Annotated in this window: 16 protein-coding genes; 9 read left to right on the top strand and 7 right to left on the bottom strand. The window is 68.1% G+C overall.

What is annotated here, in order from left to right:
* Window positions 1–28 precede the first annotated feature (28 nt).
* The 5 genes from G3T36_RS12195 to G3T36_RS12175 are packed head-to-tail and all read left to right on the top strand — an operon-like array spanning window position 29 to window position 3,793.
* Complete coding sequence (locus tag G3T36_RS12195) at window positions 29–649, top strand: ECF transporter S component (RefSeq protein WP_163290024.1); 621 nt, start codon at window positions 29–31, stop codon at window positions 647–649.
* An 11-nt stretch (window positions 650–660) separates the two neighbouring features.
* Entirely contained in the window at window positions 661–2,148 is a 1,488-nt protein-coding gene (locus tag G3T36_RS12190; RefSeq protein ID WP_163290023.1) for an ABC transporter ATP-binding protein, read from the top strand.
* Window positions 2,145–2,927 carry an energy-coupling factor transporter transmembrane component T family protein gene (locus G3T36_RS12185; RefSeq protein ID WP_163290022.1) on the top strand — a complete coding sequence of 261 codons (783 nt, stop codon included), beginning with the start codon at window positions 2,145–2,147 and terminating at the stop codon, window positions 2,925–2,927. Before G3T36_RS12190 ends, G3T36_RS12185 begins: the two co-directional genes overlap by 4 nt.
* Window positions 2,911–3,507: a nucleoside/nucleotide kinase family protein gene (locus G3T36_RS12180; RefSeq protein WP_193571080.1), complete on the top strand. Its 597-nt coding sequence runs from the start codon at window positions 2,911–2,913 to the stop codon at window positions 3,505–3,507. Before G3T36_RS12185 ends, G3T36_RS12180 begins: the two co-directional genes overlap by 17 nt.
* Window positions 3,508–3,532: 25 nt before the next feature.
* On the top strand, window positions 3,533–3,793 hold the full coding sequence (locus tag G3T36_RS12175; RefSeq protein ID WP_163290021.1) for a hypothetical protein: 261 nt from the start codon (window positions 3,533–3,535) through the stop codon (window positions 3,791–3,793).
* A 42-nt stretch (window positions 3,794–3,835) separates the two neighbouring features.
* Here the strand turns inward: G3T36_RS12175 and G3T36_RS12170 are convergent, their stop codons facing one another.
* The 4 genes from G3T36_RS12170 to G3T36_RS12155 form a co-directional block, all read right to left on the bottom strand.
* A complete protein-coding gene (locus G3T36_RS12170; protein WP_163290020.1) occupies window positions 3,836–4,186 on the bottom strand; it encodes a metallopeptidase family protein in 351 nt (116 codons plus the stop codon).
* A gap of 3 nt (window positions 4,187–4,189) precedes the next feature.
* Entirely contained in the window at window positions 4,190–5,251 is a 1,062-nt protein-coding gene (locus tag G3T36_RS12165; RefSeq protein WP_163290019.1) for a hypothetical protein, read from the bottom strand.
* Window positions 5,252–5,551: 300 nt separating this feature from the next.
* Complete coding sequence (locus tag G3T36_RS12160) at window positions 5,552–7,234, bottom strand: HNH endonuclease signature motif containing protein (RefSeq protein ID WP_163290018.1); 1,683 nt, start codon at window positions 7,232–7,234, stop codon at window positions 5,552–5,554.
* Window positions 7,235–7,586: 352 nt separating this feature from the next.
* Window positions 7,587–8,348, bottom strand: coding sequence for an aggregation-promoting factor C-terminal-like domain-containing protein (locus G3T36_RS12155; protein WP_163290017.1), 762 nt, complete (start codon window positions 8,346–8,348; stop codon window positions 7,587–7,589).
* 326 nt (window positions 8,349–8,674) lie between these two features.
* Between G3T36_RS12155 and G3T36_RS12150 the strand changes: the two genes are divergently transcribed.
* The 3 genes from G3T36_RS12150 (at window position 8,675) to G3T36_RS12140 (ending at window position 12,045) form a co-directional block, all read left to right on the top strand.
* A complete protein-coding gene (locus tag G3T36_RS12150; RefSeq protein ID WP_163290016.1) occupies window positions 8,675–9,409 on the top strand; it encodes a GAF and ANTAR domain-containing protein in 735 nt (244 codons plus the stop codon).
* A gap of 140 nt (window positions 9,410–9,549) precedes the next feature.
* Window positions 9,550–10,632: a fatty acid desaturase family protein gene (locus tag G3T36_RS12145; RefSeq protein WP_163290015.1), complete on the top strand. Its 1,083-nt coding sequence runs from the start codon at window positions 9,550–9,552 to the stop codon at window positions 10,630–10,632.
* A gap of 57 nt (window positions 10,633–10,689) precedes the next feature.
* Window positions 10,690–12,045 carry a maltokinase N-terminal cap-like domain-containing protein gene (locus G3T36_RS12140; protein WP_163290014.1) on the top strand — a complete coding sequence of 452 codons (1,356 nt, stop codon included), beginning with the start codon at window positions 10,690–10,692 and terminating at the stop codon, window positions 12,043–12,045.
* An 11-nt stretch (window positions 12,046–12,056) separates the two neighbouring features.
* Here G3T36_RS12140 and G3T36_RS12135 read toward each other — a convergent pair whose 3' ends face one another.
* The 3 genes from G3T36_RS12135 to G3T36_RS12125 all read right to left on the bottom strand — a co-directional run bounded on the left by G3T36_RS12135 (window position 12,057) and on the right by G3T36_RS12125 (window position 15,462).
* Window positions 12,057–12,950: a phosphotransferase gene (locus tag G3T36_RS12135; protein WP_163290013.1), complete on the bottom strand. Its 894-nt coding sequence runs from the start codon at window positions 12,948–12,950 to the stop codon at window positions 12,057–12,059.
* Between the two features lie 60 nt (window positions 12,951–13,010).
* Window positions 13,011–15,029 carry a glycosyl hydrolase family 28-related protein gene (locus tag G3T36_RS12130; RefSeq protein WP_163290012.1) on the bottom strand — a complete coding sequence of 673 codons (2,019 nt, stop codon included), beginning with the start codon at window positions 15,027–15,029 and terminating at the stop codon, window positions 13,011–13,013.
* A gap of 223 nt (window positions 15,030–15,252) precedes the next feature.
* Window positions 15,253–15,462, bottom strand: coding sequence for a hypothetical protein (locus G3T36_RS12125; protein WP_163289154.1), 210 nt, complete (start codon window positions 15,460–15,462; stop codon window positions 15,253–15,255).
* 105 nt (window positions 15,463–15,567) lie between these two features.
* Here G3T36_RS12125 and G3T36_RS12120 point away from each other — a divergent pair, with 105 nt between their 5' ends.
* On the top strand, window positions 15,568–16,530 hold the full coding sequence (locus tag G3T36_RS12120; RefSeq protein ID WP_163290011.1) for a helix-turn-helix domain-containing protein: 963 nt from the start codon (window positions 15,568–15,570) through the stop codon (window positions 16,528–16,530).
* Window positions 16,531–16,535 lie beyond the last annotated feature (5 nt).

Below are 16,535 nucleotides of genomic sequence, written 5' to 3'. Positions count from 1 at the left end.
CTTTTCCTCGAGTGAAAGGGCACGAACAGTGCATGCAACAATCGCATCGACAACCACCCGACCGGCGCGCACCTTCAGGTGGAGGGTTGTCGACATCGTCGTGGCTAGCGTCGTCGCCGTCGCGAGCGGCGTCATCTTCTGGGCCTGGGGCATCGCCTGGACTCCGATCAGCGCGCCCGTCACGGCCGCGCTGCCCGGTCTGCAGGGCATCCTCAACGGGCCGTGGCTGTTCGCCGGCGTCCTCGGCGCGTTGATCATCCGCAAGCCCGGCGCCGCCATCTTCACCGAACTGGTCGCCGCCGTCGTCTCGGCGCTGCTCGGCACCCAGTGGGGTCTCACGACCCTGCTCTCCGGTCTCGTTCAGGGTCTGGGCGCTGAGATCGTCTTCGCGCTGTTCCTGTACGCGAACTGGCGGCTCTATGTCGCCCTGATCGCGGGGGCCGGCGCCGGGCTCGCCGAGTCCGTCCTCGACCTCATCTACTCCTACCCGGGAGCGAAGCCGGAGTTCGCGATCATCTACACGATCTCGACCACGATCTCGGGCATCCTCTTCGCGGGCCTCGGTTCGTGGCTGATCGTGCAGGCACTCGCGAAGACGGGTGCGCTCAGCCGGTTCGCCGCCGGTCGGTCGGCGTCGGCGCGGGTCTGAGCATCCCGGACATGGAGATCCGTCCCGCGTCGGTCACGAGCGAAGGCTGGGGCTGGCGGTACGGCGGGCGCGCGGCATGGGCCGTTCGCGACCTGTCGGTGCGCATCGAACCGGGCGAGCGGGTGCTGTTGCTCGGCGCATCCGGGTCGGGCAAGAGCACGGTGCTCGCAGCGCTTGCGGGTGTACTCGGAGGCGACGACGAGGGTGAGACTCACGGCAGGCTCCTGGTCGACGGTGAGCCGGCGGGCGCGCGGCGCGGCCGGGCCGGACTGCTGCTCCAGGATCCGGATGCCCAGGTCATCCTCGCGCGCGTCGGCGACGATGTCGCGTTCGGCTGCGAGAACCTGGGTGTTCCGCGCGACGAGGCCTGGCTTCGCGTGCGCTCATCCCTCGACGCGGTCGGGCTGGGGCTGCCACTTGACCATCCCACCTCGACATTGTCGGGTGGTCAGAAGCAGCGTCTCGCCCTCGCCGGCATTCTCGCCATGCGTCCGGGGCTGGTTCTCCTCGACGAGCCGACGGCGAACCTCGATCCCGAGGGCGTGCAGGAGGTGCGTGACGCTGTCGGCGGCGTGGTCGCATCGACCGGCGCCACGCTCATCGTGGTCGAGCATCGCGTCTCCGTCTGGCGCGACCTCGTCGACCGGGTGATCGTGCTCGCAGCGGACGGCGGCGTCCTCGCAGACGGTGCACCGGATGCGGTGCTCGCCGACAACACGGACACCCTGCGCCGTGCCGGTGTCTGGCTCCCGCACGACACGGTGGCGACGCCCCAGCGGCCGACCCTCTCCGGCAGCGCGACGCTGCTGAGCGCATCCGGTCTCGTTCTTCGCAGGGGGCGAAGCGATCCGCTGCCCCACACCGTGGACCTGGCCGTCGATGCCGGGTCTGCCACTGCTCTCACGGGGCGAAACGGGGTCGGCAAGTCGACGCTCGCCCTCACGCTCGGCGGTCTGATCCCCGCGGCGGCCGGATCTCTCGTGGCGACCCCGGCGCTCGCGCAGGGAGCCGTGGCCAGCCCGATCCGATGGAAGTCGGCGCAGCTCCTGACCCGCATCGGCAACGTCTTCCAGAACCCGGAGCACCAGTTGCTCGGGGCCAGCGTTCGCGCTGAACTCGAGGTCGGCCCGCGGGCGCTGGGCATGCATCCGGCCGAGCGGTCGCGTCGGGTCGATGAGCTGCTCGAGCGGCTCAGGCTCAGCACGCTGGCCGATGCCAACCCGTTCACGCTCTCAGGCGGCCAGAAACGTCGCCTGTCCGTGGCGACCGCGCTAATCACCCGCCCGCGGGTGCTCGTCTTCGACGAGCCGACGTTCGGGCAGGACGCCCTCACCTGGGCAGGACTCGTCGAACTGATCGCCGAGTTGCGCAGCAGCGGACACGCGATCGTCGCGGCGACCCACGACCTGGATTTCATCGCGGCGATCGGTGCGACCCGGCTGCTGCTGCAGTCGGATGCCGACCGCCCCGCCGAGGCGACCGCCGGGAGGACCCGATGACGGTCATCAGCCCCTACCGCCAAGGCCCCCTCGCCCGCGTGAACCCGGTGGCGAAGCTCGGCTTCTCCCTGGCCGTCACTCTCGGGCTTCTCCTGACCATCGACTGGGTGACCGCCGCGGTCGCACTTGTGGCCGAACTCGTCCTGCTGGCTTTCGTGGGACTCCCGCCGAAACTCGTCGTCGTGCGCACGGCGCCCGTGTGGATCGCCGCTCCGCTCGCCGGGCTGACCACCGTGCTCTATGGACGGACCTCGGGCACCGTGTACGCGCACTGGTCGCTCATCGAGGTCAGCGACGGGTCGATCGCCCTCGGGGCGGCGACAGCGTTGCGCGTGCTGGCCATCGGCATCCCCGCGGTGCTGCTCTTCGTGACGATCGACCCCACCGATCTCGCCGACGGCCTCGCGCAGGTGCTGCGGCTTCCTGCGCGGTTCGTGCTGGGCGGTCTCGCCGGTCTGCGCCTCGTAGGCCTGTTCGTCGACGACTGGCGCGCGCTGGGTCTGGCCAGGCGCGCGCGCGGGGTCGCCGATCGAGGCGCGGTGCGGCGATTCTTCGGGCAGTCGTTCGCGCTGCTCGTGCTCTCGATCCGCCGGGGAAGCAAACTGGCGACTGCGATGGAGGCACGCGGGTTCGGCGCCTCGACGGGTCGCACCTGGGCGCGCCCATCCCTGTTCCGCCTCCGGGACTGGATGGTGGTCCTTCTCGGCGTCGCAGTGGCGCTGCTCGCGACCGGGGTCGCGGTCGCTGCGGGAAGCTGGAACCTTGTCGGCGCATCCTGAGATCGAGACGCTGCTGGAACGTGTTGCGAGGGCGGATGCGGTCGGTCGCGCATCCGGGCACGCCGCGGTCGTGCTCATCGATGGACCGGCCGGCGCGGGAAAGAGCACCCTCGCCGACCTGCTCGTCTCGCGCTGGCCGGGCGGCGCCGAACCCACGCTCGTGCGCATGGATGACCTCTACCCGGGCTGGGGAGGACTGGACGAGGGCAGCGCCGATCTCGGGACGGAGTTGCTGGCACCGAGGCGCGCCGGCCGGACCGCGCGCTGGCAACGGTACAGCTGGACGCTCGGGCGGCTCGACGAGTGGACCGTCGTCGACGGTTCGCGTCCGCTCGTGGTCGAAGGATGCGGCACCCTGTCGCGGGCGAACGCGCCGCTGGCGGACCTGCGCATCTGGCTCACGGCCGAAGACGACCTGCGCAAGGAGCGCGCCTTGCGACGGGACCACGGCGGCTTCGACGCCCACTGGGACCATTGGCAGGCCCAATTCGACGACTATCTGGCGCGTGAGACGCCGATCGAGCAGGCGGACGTCGTGCTCGACGTGACCGACTGGCCGCTCGTGGCACGCGACAGGTGAGCCCGAGCGGGGTTAACGTTGTGGCATGAGTGATGCAGAGCGGGTCAGTGAAGAGTACGTCGTCGAGTACGTCGACGGACCGCTGGCCGGAGAGACCGATCGGCGTGTGCTGATCGGCGGGCGCTACGACGACCGCCTCGGCGCGGTCGCGGCGGTCGAAGGTCTCGAATCGCTGTTCTGGTACAACGCGGGCTCGTCCCGTGAGATCCAGGGAGAGCTTCACGTCCAGTACACCTTCGACGCTCCGGACAGCGATCCCGTGGAGGCCATCCGCGACGACGAGTGAAGCGCAGGCGATGCGTCGACGGGCAATTCGTCGACTGGGGGTTCAGTCCCAGCCGAGTTCGTGGAGTCTGTCGTCGTCGATGCCGTAGAAGTGCGCGATCTCATGGACGAGGGTCACATGGATCTCGTCGCGCAGTTCGTCGACCGTATCGCAGATCGACAGCAGCGGCTCGCGGTAGAGGATGATGCGGTCCGGCATCTCTCCGAACCCGTACTGTCCGCGTTCGGTGAGGGCGACGCCGTCGTACAGCCCGAGCACGTCGAGTGAGCCGTCCTCCGGGCGGTCCTCGACGACGAATACGACATTGTCGAGACCGTCCACCATGTCGTCGGGGAGCTGATCGAGCTCGTCGGTGACCAGGGTTTCGAATGCTTCCTCGTCGAGGATCAGCATCGTCTACGACCAGGCGTCGGCGACTGCAGTGTGCAGGTCGAGCAGTGGGCCGGTCCGCTCGCTCGGGCCTCGGCCGAAACCGCATTCGGTGGCGACGCCGAAGTGCGGCTGTGCGGTCGCCGCTGCGCGCGAGCGTCGCAGGGCTCCTTCGACCCCGTCTTCGTGGTGAATGAGGCCGAGGTACAGTTCGGTGCTCTCGGGCAGCTCGACGCCGGCCAGGGGAGCGAAGTAGTCGTCGTCGTCACGCTCGATCGGGACGGGGAGGTGGACCCAGTTCACGTTCCGCGGACTCGTTGCCAGGAGACGTGAGGTGAACGTCGCCAGGTAGCCGGCGTCGGTGGGCTGCACGAAATGCGCCTCTTCGACGTCGCCGTAGCAGAGGTGGTAGCCGAGGTCGACGCCCTCGGGCACCTGCGAGGCCTGTCGCACTGCGCGCTCGACCACCCCACCCATCACATCGTCGAACCACGGCGTGACCGCGTGGTGCGAGCGGATGTTCGACGATTCGAGCAGCGCGAACTCGACGGCGGTGTCCCACTGGATGGCGAGCTCTCGGTGCGGAACGGCTTCGAGGATGCGGTCGAGTTCGGCGTACAGCGCACGCTCGAAGGCGGGCTCGAAAGCCGCGCGGTCGTCGGCCACGACGAACGCTCCCACCACTGCGGCCGGGGTCGGAAGGGACACCTGGAAACGTGTTCCCTGGGCGATCGCGCCCTGGCTCTTCAGGTCGGCGAACGTGGCGTAGGACTGGATCGCGGCATCCGCATACCCGAGGCTGGGGAAGACGAGGTCGTCAGCGTCGACGCCGTCGTCGATCGTGAAGGGCCGGCCGTCGAAGATTCCGCGGATGTAGAACGGCTCGACGGGGATGCGGGAGATGCCCGCCATCGTGTCGAAACGCTTGGTCTGGAACTGGATCCAGTAGAACCGCTCACCGACTTCGCCATCGGGGATGCGCTTCAGGCGATCGCCGAGGTGTTCACTGACCGTTCGGAAGGTGGTCGCCGCATCGGGAAGGTTGATGCTGCCCACGAGATGGGCGCCCTGGATCACTGTTTCACTCATTGTCAGGAGTCTAATCGGCACGAGGGGGAGCCCGGCGTATCGCTGGCCGACGGGTGCTCGAGCGTACCGGCGTTGCCGGACGTGGGATGGTTGGTCGTCGGGGCGTCGGGTCGTCGGGTCGTCGGGGCGTCGGGGCGTCGGGTCGTCGGGTCGTCGGGTCGTCGGGTCGCCGGGTCGTCGGGTCGGCGGTCGTCAACGGACTGGGCCGCCGCGACCGGGAGCCGCGAGCTGGCGCCGTGGTGGCACTGGCGCTGGGCGCGGGGGCGTCAGGTCATGGTGGTGGTCATCGTGATACGAGTCTCATGGTGGTGCCTTGTCGGGCAGGCGGATGCGTCCGCCTTTGCGGGGCGTGCGGGTCGGGTCGAGGTGCGCCGGTGGCGTGAACCAGGGGATGTGATCACGGACCTGGATGTCCCAGCCGTCGTCGTGCACCCGATGGTGGTGGTGCGAGCAGAGCAGGATCCCGTTCTTCAGATCGGTCGGTCCGGTGTCTCTGTCCCACCAGCGGATGTGGTGCGCCTGCGTGTAGGAGGGTGGGTGTGGGCAGCCGGTCCAGGCGCAGCCGCCGTCCCGTTCGGCCAGGGCGTGTTTCTGCGCCGGGGAGAACAGTCGTTGCTTGCGGCCCAGGTCGAGGACTTCGCTGTCACGACCTAAGACCATCGGGATGAGGTTCGCGTCGGCGGCGAGCCGCCGTGCCGTAGCCGCGCTGACCGGGGTGGGTACCTCGTCGATCTCCGCCGCACCTTTCCCACGGCGCAGGTCGGCCAGGCTGACTCTTACGATCATGGTCACCGGCGGACTGCTGATACCGGACGTGCAGCCGGCTCGGTGCCGGAACACCTCGACCGCCCCATCCGACCGGAGTTGGGCCATGCTCCGGGTCTCCGGCATCGCGGGAGTGTCCGGTGTGTCGGGTTCGGGGTCTTCGAACCGCACCCCCGCCAGCCGGGCCGATGCATTACGGGCGTCACCGGTGTGACCGGACTCGCCAATGTCGCCAGTGTCGCCAGTGTCGCCAGTGCCCCGGGAGTCGCGTAAGTAGTGACCGTCGAAGGTGTCGCCAGTGTCGCGGGATTCGTCTACGTCGTGACCGTCACTGGTGTTGCGGCCGTTGCGTTTGTCGTGGAAGTCGCGGGTGACGTAGGCGGTGATCTGCGGTACCACATGGCCGGCGGATTCGGCGTCGAGGCGCCAGTCGATCCGGGTCATCCCGTCCCGGGTGGTGGTGATCGTCAACGACCGCCGCCGGCGCTGGATCTGCTCGCGGGGTTCGGTGCCGTCCTCATCCAGCCGGTCGCGGAGCTGGATCGCCGACCGGCGCATCTGCTCGACGGTCAGGGCCGGTGCATGTTCGACCAGCAACCGCTCACCCCTATGGCGTTGCTCCAGGCTGCAGCCGTCGCCGGTCTTGCCCAGTTCCCGGATGATCACTGCCGCCTGCTCCACCGATACGTGACCGGTGGGCGCAGCGCCGGTCTTGGGGTCGCCCGAGGCTTCCGGGTCGCCCGGATCACCAGAATGGCCCGGGTCACCGAGCAGTGCGGCAGCCAGTTCGGGGAACTCCGGTGGTAGTTCTTCGCCGGTGAGCGTGTGTTTCGGTGCGGTCGCCCTGGCCACCGCACAGAGCTGGCGGGCGTGCGGCAGGCTGGTCCGCCACAGTTCCGCCAGGAACGACCCGATATCACCGTGCCCGCCGGCCCGCACCGGATCCGTGGCTGGGTCGAGGCTGCCGGCCCGGTCCAGGGCGGCGATCCGCCGCAACGCCACCCGCTCCAGCGCCGCCCGCACTGCGCCGATCGCCGCCAGCGACCGGGCGTGCAGTTGCGCCTCACTCAGACCGGATGCACCCGCATCCGCCACTGCACCCGCATCCGCCCCCGCCACCACTGCACTTGTATCCGCCACCGGATCCGCTTCGAGCGCACGCAACGCGTCGAGCGCAGCAGCGACCGTGTCGAGATCGTCGGCGGGTGGGAAGGTCATGGTTCAACCTAACCAGCAACCACCGACATTCGGAGCCGCGAATAAACAACCTTTGATCAGCAATTTCCCTGTGGATAGATTCCGAGAACACCCAATTGTGGAGGACTCGACGAAACCCCCGATCACACTATTGTTCAGGCAGGCTGCAGGCTGCAGGCAGCAGGCGGCAGGCAGCAGGCGGCAGGCGGCAGGCGGCAGGCAGCAGGCAGCAGGCAGCAGGCAGCAGTCCGCAGGCAGCACAAGCAGCAGGATCCGGGACAAAGAAAGGGACCGGCAGCACCGAATAGGCGCTGCCGGTCCCAGGCGTGAATCAGTACCAGTGAATCAGTACCGGCGAATCAGTACCGGCGAATCAGTACCAGTTCATGGCCTGCGAGTGCGACCACGCGCTGCACGGAGTTCCGTACGAGCGGGCGATGTAGTCGAGGCCCCAGCTGATCTGCGTGGCGGCGTTGGTCTGCCAGTCGGCGCCGGCGCTCGCCATCTTGCTGCCGGGCAGCGCCTGGGGAATGCCGGTCGCGCCGCCGCCCGGGTTGTAGGCCGTGTACGACCAGCCGGACTCCTTCTGCCAAAGGTTGCTGAGGCACTGGAATTCGCCGTCGCCCCAGCCGTACTTCTGCGCCATCATCGTGTGCGCAGTGGCACGGGCGCCGTCGGGCGTGTTCGCGAGGCGCTTCGCCTCGGCCGCCGCAGCGGCCTGGCGCACCTGCGCGGCCTTCGCAGCGACCGTGTGGATGGCGGCGTTCGCGGCGTCGATGCGTGCCCGCACGGCCGTGTCGGGGAGCTTCTCGTAGCTGGCGAGCTGGGTGAGCGCCTGGCTCGCCGCCGCCGTGCTCACCGTGGAGCTGTTCGCTTTGACGGTCTGCGAGCCGGCGGAGATCGTCTTGGCGGCCTCGGCATCGAGACGGTCGCGCACGATACCGGCGTAGACGGAGAGCTGGTCGTGGTGCATCCCGGTCGAAACGGAGAGTTCGTGCGCCGCAGCGACGCGCTCCGATGCCTGGGCGTTGTGGGCGATGAGGGAGGGCACGACGATCGCAGCGGTGAGTGCTGCGGCGGCGACGCCCTGGATGATGTGCTTGACGGACAGGATGGACGAGGCGGAGCTGAGCATGTACTTCCCGGGTTAGGATTTCCCCGCTGCGCAGAACTGGCCGTGGCCGATTGCGGGCGTGGTCGTGTCCGCCGTGATGAGGGCGTGGACCATGAGCGGGCTGGACGCCGCGGAAGATCGTCAGCCGGCCAGGGTCGGGGTCGTTCAGGGGAGGCCGGCGCGAGGTGTCTACGCGACGAGGCGGCGTACTGTGCCACCAACCCTGATACCGTACGAAACGGATCTGGGCGATCCGGTGACAACCCATGGCAAAGTCGTGCGCATTGGCTGGGAGTCTCATCAACGCGCATCCGAAACTAACGCGCATCCGAACCTACAATGGCTACATGTCGACGGATGCGCGCGACATTGGTGTCGTGAATGAGAGTCGTGAGGCCCGCCTCATGGCGACCTTCGTCACGCTCGCGGACACCCTGGTCGCGGGCTACGACGTCGTCGACCTGCTGCACACTCTGGTCGAGGAGTGTGTGGAGATCCTCGGGATCGAGGCCGCCGGGATCGTGCTCTCCGACCCCGCCGGAGCGCTCCATCCGATCGCATCGTCCGACGGCTGGAGCGAACGGGTCGAGGTCGCCCAGGTGGATGCGGGCGAAGGCCCGTGCGTCGAAAGCTTCCGCACCGGTGCGGTCGTCGTCGTCGATGACATCGACGCATATCGTCCGTCGCGCTTTCGCGAGGCGGCGATAGCGGCGGGTTTCCGGTCGGTTCTTGCGGTCCCGCTCCGTCTGCGAACGTCGACGATCGGTGCGATGAACCTGTTCGGCCGCTCGGCCGGTGCACTGCAGGGCGAGGATGCGGCGGTCGCCCGTGCGCTGGCGGATGTGGCGACCATCGGCATCCTGCAGGAGCGCGCGATCCGCGACGGCCGGGTGCTGTCCGACCAGCTGGAGCATGCGCTGGGCAGCCGGGTCCTGATCGAGCAGGCGAAAGGCGTCGTGTCGCAGACACGGCAGGTCCCGGTGGATGAGGCGTTCGCGATCCTGCGCTCCTATGCGCGGCAGCACAACGAGCGGCTGAGGGACGTCGCCGAACGCGTCGTCGAACGCCGGCTCAACTTCTAGGGCATCTTCTAGGGCATCCCCGCGAGACGCGACGCCGATAGCACGCTGTGAGTCGGCCCCCGGCGCCGCAATGCCGAGTAGCATGAAGGTGTTGCTCAAGACCCCGGCAGCGGTTCGAATTCGACCGCACGGGAGCGCTCATGAGTACCATCGTCACCCCGGCCGGGGCTCGCAGCCCGCGGTCGACCGACGTCTACGTCGAGCTGGCGGGAACGATCAGGGAGTCCGGCCTCCTGCGCCGCCGCTACGGGTATTACTGGACCAAACTCATCGCGGTGCCCGTCTCCGTCGCCGCGTGCGTCGCCCTGTTCATCCTGATCGGCGACAGCTGGTGGCAACTTGTCACCGCGGTCGTCTTCGCCTTCGTCTTCACCCAGATCGCCTTCCTCGGGCACGATGCCGCCCACCGCCAGATCTTCCGTTCCGGGCGGTGGAACGACTGGACGAGTCTCGTCATCGGCAACCTCTTCGTCGGTATGAGCTACGGCTGGTGGCAGCACAAACACACCCGCCATCATGCGAACCCCAACAAGGAGGGTGTCGACCCCGACCTCGACCTGCCCGTCGTGTCGTTCACCGCCGCGCAGGTCAGGGTCCACACGAACCCGCTGGTGCGGTGGCTCATCGGTCATCAGGGCTGGTTCTTCTTCCCGGTGCTCCTCCTCGAAGGGCTCTCGCTCCACGCCTCCAGCGTGCGACGCGTGTTCGCGCCTGCGCCGATGCAGCGCAGGCCGGTCGAGATCGTCTTCCTCCTCACCCGGATCATCGCGTTCCTGGCGCTCGTCTTCATCGTGCTCTCGCCGGGCGTCGCGGCAGCTTTCCTCGGTGTGCAGCTCGGACTCTTCGGCATGTACATGGGGCTGTCCTTCGCGCCGAACCACAAGGGGATGCCGATCGTCGGCAAAAACGTGAAACTCGACTTCCTGACGCGGCAGGTGCTGATGAGCCGGAACATCCGGGGCAGCAGGCTCATCGATTTCATGATGGGAGGGCTGAACTACCAGATCGAGCACCACCTCTTCCCGTCGATGCCGCGACCCCACCTGCGGCGCGCGGCGCCCACCATCGCCCAGTTCTGCCGCGACCATGATGTCCCGTACACGCAGACCGGCCTGGCCGAGTCGTACGGAATCGTGACCCGCTACATCAACAGGGTCGGCCTGGGGGAGAAGGACCCGTTCGCCTGCCCGCTCCTCGAACAGCGGAGCGCCATCAACCCCTGAGCCGTCCTCGCAGCGCGCGTCGAACACCCGGTCGTCCGATCGGCGTATGGTTCAGACATGGACGATGTCGCCGCCCTTCTCGGTGCCTGGATGATGCGGCAACGCTGGTATGCGACGAAGGGCCGGACCCCGCGCATCCGCATCATCGGGACCGCACGGCTCGGTGACGCGACAGACGGGGCCCGCAGCTTCATCCACCTGGTCGTCGACGAGGCACCCGAGGTGCCCGTTCTCTACCAGGTGCCCGTGGTGGGCCGGGCCATGCTCGTGCCCGACTCTCCCGCGCTGATCTGTGAGGCGGGCGGAGAGTACCTCTACGACGGACCCCACGACCCGGCTTTCACGGCAGCACTCCTCGATGCGATCAGCGGTGAGCGCGCCATCGCCGGGGACGACGTCAGCATGGTCGGCACGGCCTTCGGCGCTTCCGGGCGCGTCGTGGGCTCGCGTGTCCTCGGCGGCGAGCAGTCGAACACCTCGATCGTGTACGACCTGGAGGGTGGTCCGTTGCCGTTCGTGATCGCCAAGGTGTTCCGGGTGCTGCACCACGGAGAGAACCCGGATGTGACGACGCAGGCGGCCCTCACCCAGGGCGGCTCGCACCGGGCGCCGCCCCTCGTCGGCTACCTGACGGCGACCTGGCCGGACCCGGGGCGAGACAGCGGTACGGCGACCGGACAGCTCGCGTTCGCGCAGGAGTTCCTGCCGGGGCTCGACGACGGCTGGCGTGTCGCGCTGCGCGCAGCAGTCGACGCGGAAAGCTTCGCCGACCGGGCCTACGACCTGGGGATCGCCACGGCCGAGGTGCATGCGACGCTGGCGCGCGTGCTGCCGGCGACGGCCGCCGGGCCCGACGACATCGCGGATGCGCTCGTCAGCATGGGCGCACGCCTGAGCGTCGCGACGAAGGAAGTCCCCGGGGTCGCAGCGCTCGCCGAGAGCATTTCGGCGGTCTATTCCGCCGCTGCGGAGGGCGACCTGCCTCCGCTGCAGCGGATCCACGGCGACCTGCATCTCGGCCAGGCGCTGCTCTCACCCGAACGCGGGTGGATGCTCATCGACTTCGAGGGTGAACCGCTGCGCCCGATGGATGAGCGGTCGCGTCCGGATTCGACCTTGCGCGACATCGCCGGCATGCTGCGCTCGTTCGACTACGTCGCCGGAGCGCTCGCGAACACCGACGGCACGGATGCGCGCGACTGGGCCTCCGAGGCGCGACGCTCCTACGTGGACGGTTACATCGCTTCATCGGGCTTCGATGTGCGGGGTCACCGGCTCCTGCTCGACGCGTTCGAACTCGACAAGGCGGTGTACGAGGCCGTGTACGAATCGCGGAGCAGGCCGACCTGGGTGGGCATTCCTCTCGCTGCGATCGAGCGCCTCATCGCTCGTTCGGCGCCGATGCCCGGCTGAGCGGCGCAGGGCTAAGCGCCGGCCTCTTCGAGGACCTGTTCGAGCGCGTGCAGGCCGATGCGTCGCATGGCGGGCGCATCGCCCGAGTTGGCGAGCAGCGCGGTCGCCATGGTGACGGCCCAGCCGCGCGCGCGTGACCAGGTCGCGTCGTCGTAGGCGGTCGCGTCGTCGGCGAGTTCGCGGATGAACGTCCGGCGCCCGTCTGCGTCGAACGTGAGCCAAGCGGTCGCCAGATCGGTGGCGGGGTCACCGGCGGTCAGGTCCCCGAAGTCGATCACGGCGGCCAGTCCACCGTCGCGGACGATGATGTTCGCCGGGTGCAGGTCGCCGTGGATCCACAGCGGTGGCCCCTCCCAGCGCGGTGTCCCGAGGGCGGATTCCCAGGCGGCGGCGATAGCGGGGGCGTTCGGGACCCGGCCAGATGCGAGACGTGAGGCGACCGCATCCGCCCGCGTTTCGAGCGGGACGCCGCGCACCGGGTTCGCCGGTGCCTCCGGGGGAGCGGCGACGTGGAGTTCTCGCACGAAGCGGGCGAGCTCGACCGCTAGGGTTCCATGCTCGTCGAACGGCGTATCGGCGGCGAGCTCTCCGTCGACCCACCGGGTCACACTCCATTGCCAGGGGAAGATGCGACTCGGCAGGCCGACGCGCACGGGGAGCGGGATGTCGACGTGGACGAGTGTTCCGATCAGGGGGAGCCAGGTGTTCTCATGCTCGACGAGCTGTGCCGCTATGGTGCGGCGCGGGACCCGCACGGCATAGTCGAGACCGAGCCGGTAGATGACGTTGTCCCATCCGTTCGCGACGAGGCGCAACGGCAGGTCGGCCAGATCGGGATGCTGGTCGGCGAGGAGCTCGCGGACGAGCCCCTCGTCGACCTCGATGTCGGCGGCCGGCGTATCCACACGATCAGGCTACTCGGCCCGGCCCCCGGGCGACGTTGTCAGCGCCGCCCGGCTCCCGTCTCACCAGGTCGACGGCGCGGGGGGAGCCACCACCGGTGGACGGTCATCGCACGTGATGGTGTTCGGGAGCTCCCACGGCGCGAACCAAGGGCCCGTCGTTCCACCACCGTCGTTGCCGCCGAGGTCGATCGCCGAGAACTCCGAACCGGCGGGCGTGAAGTGGAACGACCCGCAGTTGTTGATGCCGACGGCGCCGACATTGCGCGCATCCACGTTCTCGAACGAAGCCGAGCCTGCCGACCTCGCACTCAGCACCGACGTTCCCGTGCCGTCGACCCTGACGTCCTTGAAGTGCACGTTCGTGATCGAGAACTGGTCCTTCACCGGGAAATCGGTGACCAGCATGATCGCGTTGTAGGTGTTGTCGAGGAAGGAGTCGCCGACGACCTGGATGTCGGCGTCGATATTGCGCTCGAGGGCGTAGAACCAGATCGCGCCCAGCCCGATGTTCCAGTTCAGCTCGTACGTTCCGGCCCGGACCGTCGTGTTGTCGGTGATCCACAGGTGGCCGGTGAAGGCTACTGCACCGAAGCGTGACCCGACCTGGATGCCGCTGCCCTCACGCAGAGGGTCCGCGACGAGGTTGTTCGAGACGGTGTTGTCCTCTCCGCCGTAGATCGCGATGCCGTTCGCCAGCGTGGGGGTCTGCACCGTGTTGTGGTCGAACGTGTTGCGTGCATCCGCCGTCTTCTCCGACCACATCGCGAGACCGTCGTCGCCGGTGTTTCGCACGAAGGTGTTCGACACGCTCGAGTCGGTGACTCCCGTGTGGAAGTTGATGCCGTCGGCGATCTGGTCGACGATCACACTGTTCGTGATCTTCAGGTTCGTCATCGGGCCGTCGAACCACATGCCCACCTTGGTGTGGTCGATGTACAGGCCGTCGATGGTGGAATCGCTGAGTGCTCCGCCGATGCCGTTGACCTGGTCGGTGTCGATGCGTTCGCGAACGTCGCCGATGATCGAGAAGCCCGACAGATGCACGTTCGTGCTGCCTCCCGCCGAGGCGTCCTTGCCGTAGAAGCCGACGCCGGTGTGCACGGAGCCGTCGGGCGCGGGTGTCGACAGGGTCACCTGCTTGCCCGTGATGATCGTGTACCAGCTGCCGGCACCCTCGATCGTGACGTCGTCGACGATGATGTGGCGGTTGACCTGGTAGGTCCCCGGCGGCACGTACACCGTGATGTGGAGCTTCTTCGCTGCCGCGATCGCCTTGTCGAACGCGGGGGCCGAGTCGCGCTTGCCGGAGGGGTCGGCGCCGAACAGCAGCACGTTCGCGGCGACGTGGTCGACCTTGGGAAGACCCACCAGCTGCGAGTCGAGCAGGTCGATGACGGTCCACGCGGCCGCGCCGGTTGCGGGTACGGCGAGACGGACCGTGTCGCCGGCCTTGAGCGTCTTGCCCAGCAGCAGGCGCTGCTCGTCGTAGAAGTGCATGGGACGGAACGGCGTCGTGATGACCGGCGCGGGCGTGGTCTGGCTCGGAACGCAGCCGCATTCCGTGATCCACCAGTCGGGGTGCAGCAGGCCGGCCCCAGGGTCGTTAGAGAACGGGTACTGGTTGTAGAGCCACGAGTACTGGGAGGTGAGCGTCATCGTCTTCGAGACGCCGTGTGCCGTCACCCTCAGGGGCGAGGTAATTCCGCCGCCCGTCGCGGAGTCGGGGATGCTGTACCTGACGGTGATCGCATTCGTCGCCTTGGGCAGGGTGAACTCGACGTACTGGCCCGCAGTGAGTTTGACGGCCGAACGGCCCGAGGCCTCAGCAGGCAGGGTGTAGGCGGTTCTGTCCGGACCGATGACCGTGCCGTTCGTCGCGGCCTTCTCGGCCTCCTGCTCCACGAAGCCGAGGTCGGCGCCGCGGCCCGCGACGAGCGCCGGGTCGAGTGCCGCCCGGGTGGCCGCCGGGGCGGGCGGCGGGGTCTGTGCCACGGCCGCCCCTGTGCCCGCGACGATGGTGATCGTGACGGCGAGAGCGGCGGCGGATGCGATGGCTGTTCGAGCGATGTTCCGTGTCATCGTTGACGGGTTCCTCTCGGGGATGATGGACGCCTGAGCGCACTCGACGCGGAGCGATGGCCAGTCGAGTGAGGCGACTTTATGGCTCTTGTCCGCAAGAGCACAAGGGTTCCCGAGGAAATGTCAACGATTTATCGAATTCTTGCGTAATCCTTTGAAAGTCTTTGCAGATCCTGTGAGCTGCGTCGAAAGATTTTCGGCAAGCGCCGCATTTCGGCCCAGGTCAGCGCCCGGATTCGCGCGCGCCCTGCGCCGCCTGGAGGTCGCGGAACATCCGCTCGGTGTCCCTGTTCGATTCGCCGCCGCGTGCTCTGATGGCGGCAGCCATGAACTCGCTGATCGGATGCTTGCGCTGTGCGGGGGATGCGGTCCGTCGCGTCTCGTGTGCCGCCATCCGGTGGCTGTGTCCTAGTGTGAGCGTTCCCTGTGTCATGGCATCAACGATACGGAAGTATATATTCGGCCACGAGGTGGCTTTGGGACTATCTTCGCAAACATTCGGCCAGTAGGCTTGTCGCATGATGAAGAGACTCGTCTCATGATCAAGACCGTCGCCGTACCGCTGATCGACGACTTCGCGATGTTCGAATTCGGGGTCGTCTGCGAGGTCTTCGGACTCGACCGGAGCTATGCGGGCATCCCCGCCTTCGACTTCCGCGTGTGCGGGGTCGAACCCGGCGTGCCGATCACGAATCCCACCGGAGCGTCCATCACCCCGCCATATGGGCTGGAGGCGATGGACGACGCGGACCTCATCGCGGTGCCCGCCGCGCGCATCCGCGACGAGTACCCTGCTGAAGTGCTCGAGGCACTGAGACGCGCATCCGCCCGCGGAGCCATCCTCCTCAGCGTCTGTTCGGGTGCATTCGTGCTCGGCGCGGCAGGTCTGCTCGACGGGCGGGCGTGCACCACGCACTGGCGCTACGCCGACGAGCTGAAGAAGCGCTTCCCCCTGGCTCGCATCGATCCGGATGTGCTCTTCGTCGACGACGGCGACCTGATCACCAGCGCCGGCACGGCTGCCGGCATCGACGCGTGCTTGTACCTGGTGCGCCGCGAACTGGGCAGCGCTGTGGCGAACACCATCGCCCGCAACATGGTCGTTCCACCGCAGCGCGACGGCGGCCAGCGGCAGTACGTCGACATGCCGGTGCCCGAAGTCGAAGGGGATGCGATGGCCGAGATCCTCGAATACCTCACCGAGCGGCTCGACGAACCCCACACCATCCCGTCGCTCGCGCAGCGCGCCCGGATGTCCACGCGCAGCTTCTCGCGACGGTTCCGCGCGGAGACCGGCGTGTCACCGATGCAGTGGCTGAACCGGCAGCGCATCCTCCACGCGCGACTGCTCCTCGAGACGACGGGCATGTCCATCGACGAGATCAGCGCGCGCTGCGGGTTCAGCAGTCCGACGCTCTTCCGGCACCATTTCGACCTGGAGGTCGGTGTCGCCCCGACCCGCTACCGCAGCGCCTTCGCCGGTTCACCCGTCCCGGCCTGACGCGC

The organism is Leifsonia tongyongensis (assembly GCF_010686705.1).
Lineage (GTDB): Bacteria > Actinomycetota > Actinomycetes > Actinomycetales > Microbacteriaceae > Diaminobutyricibacter > Diaminobutyricibacter tongyongensis.
This window is presented reverse-complemented; position numbering and strand designations above follow the sequence as displayed.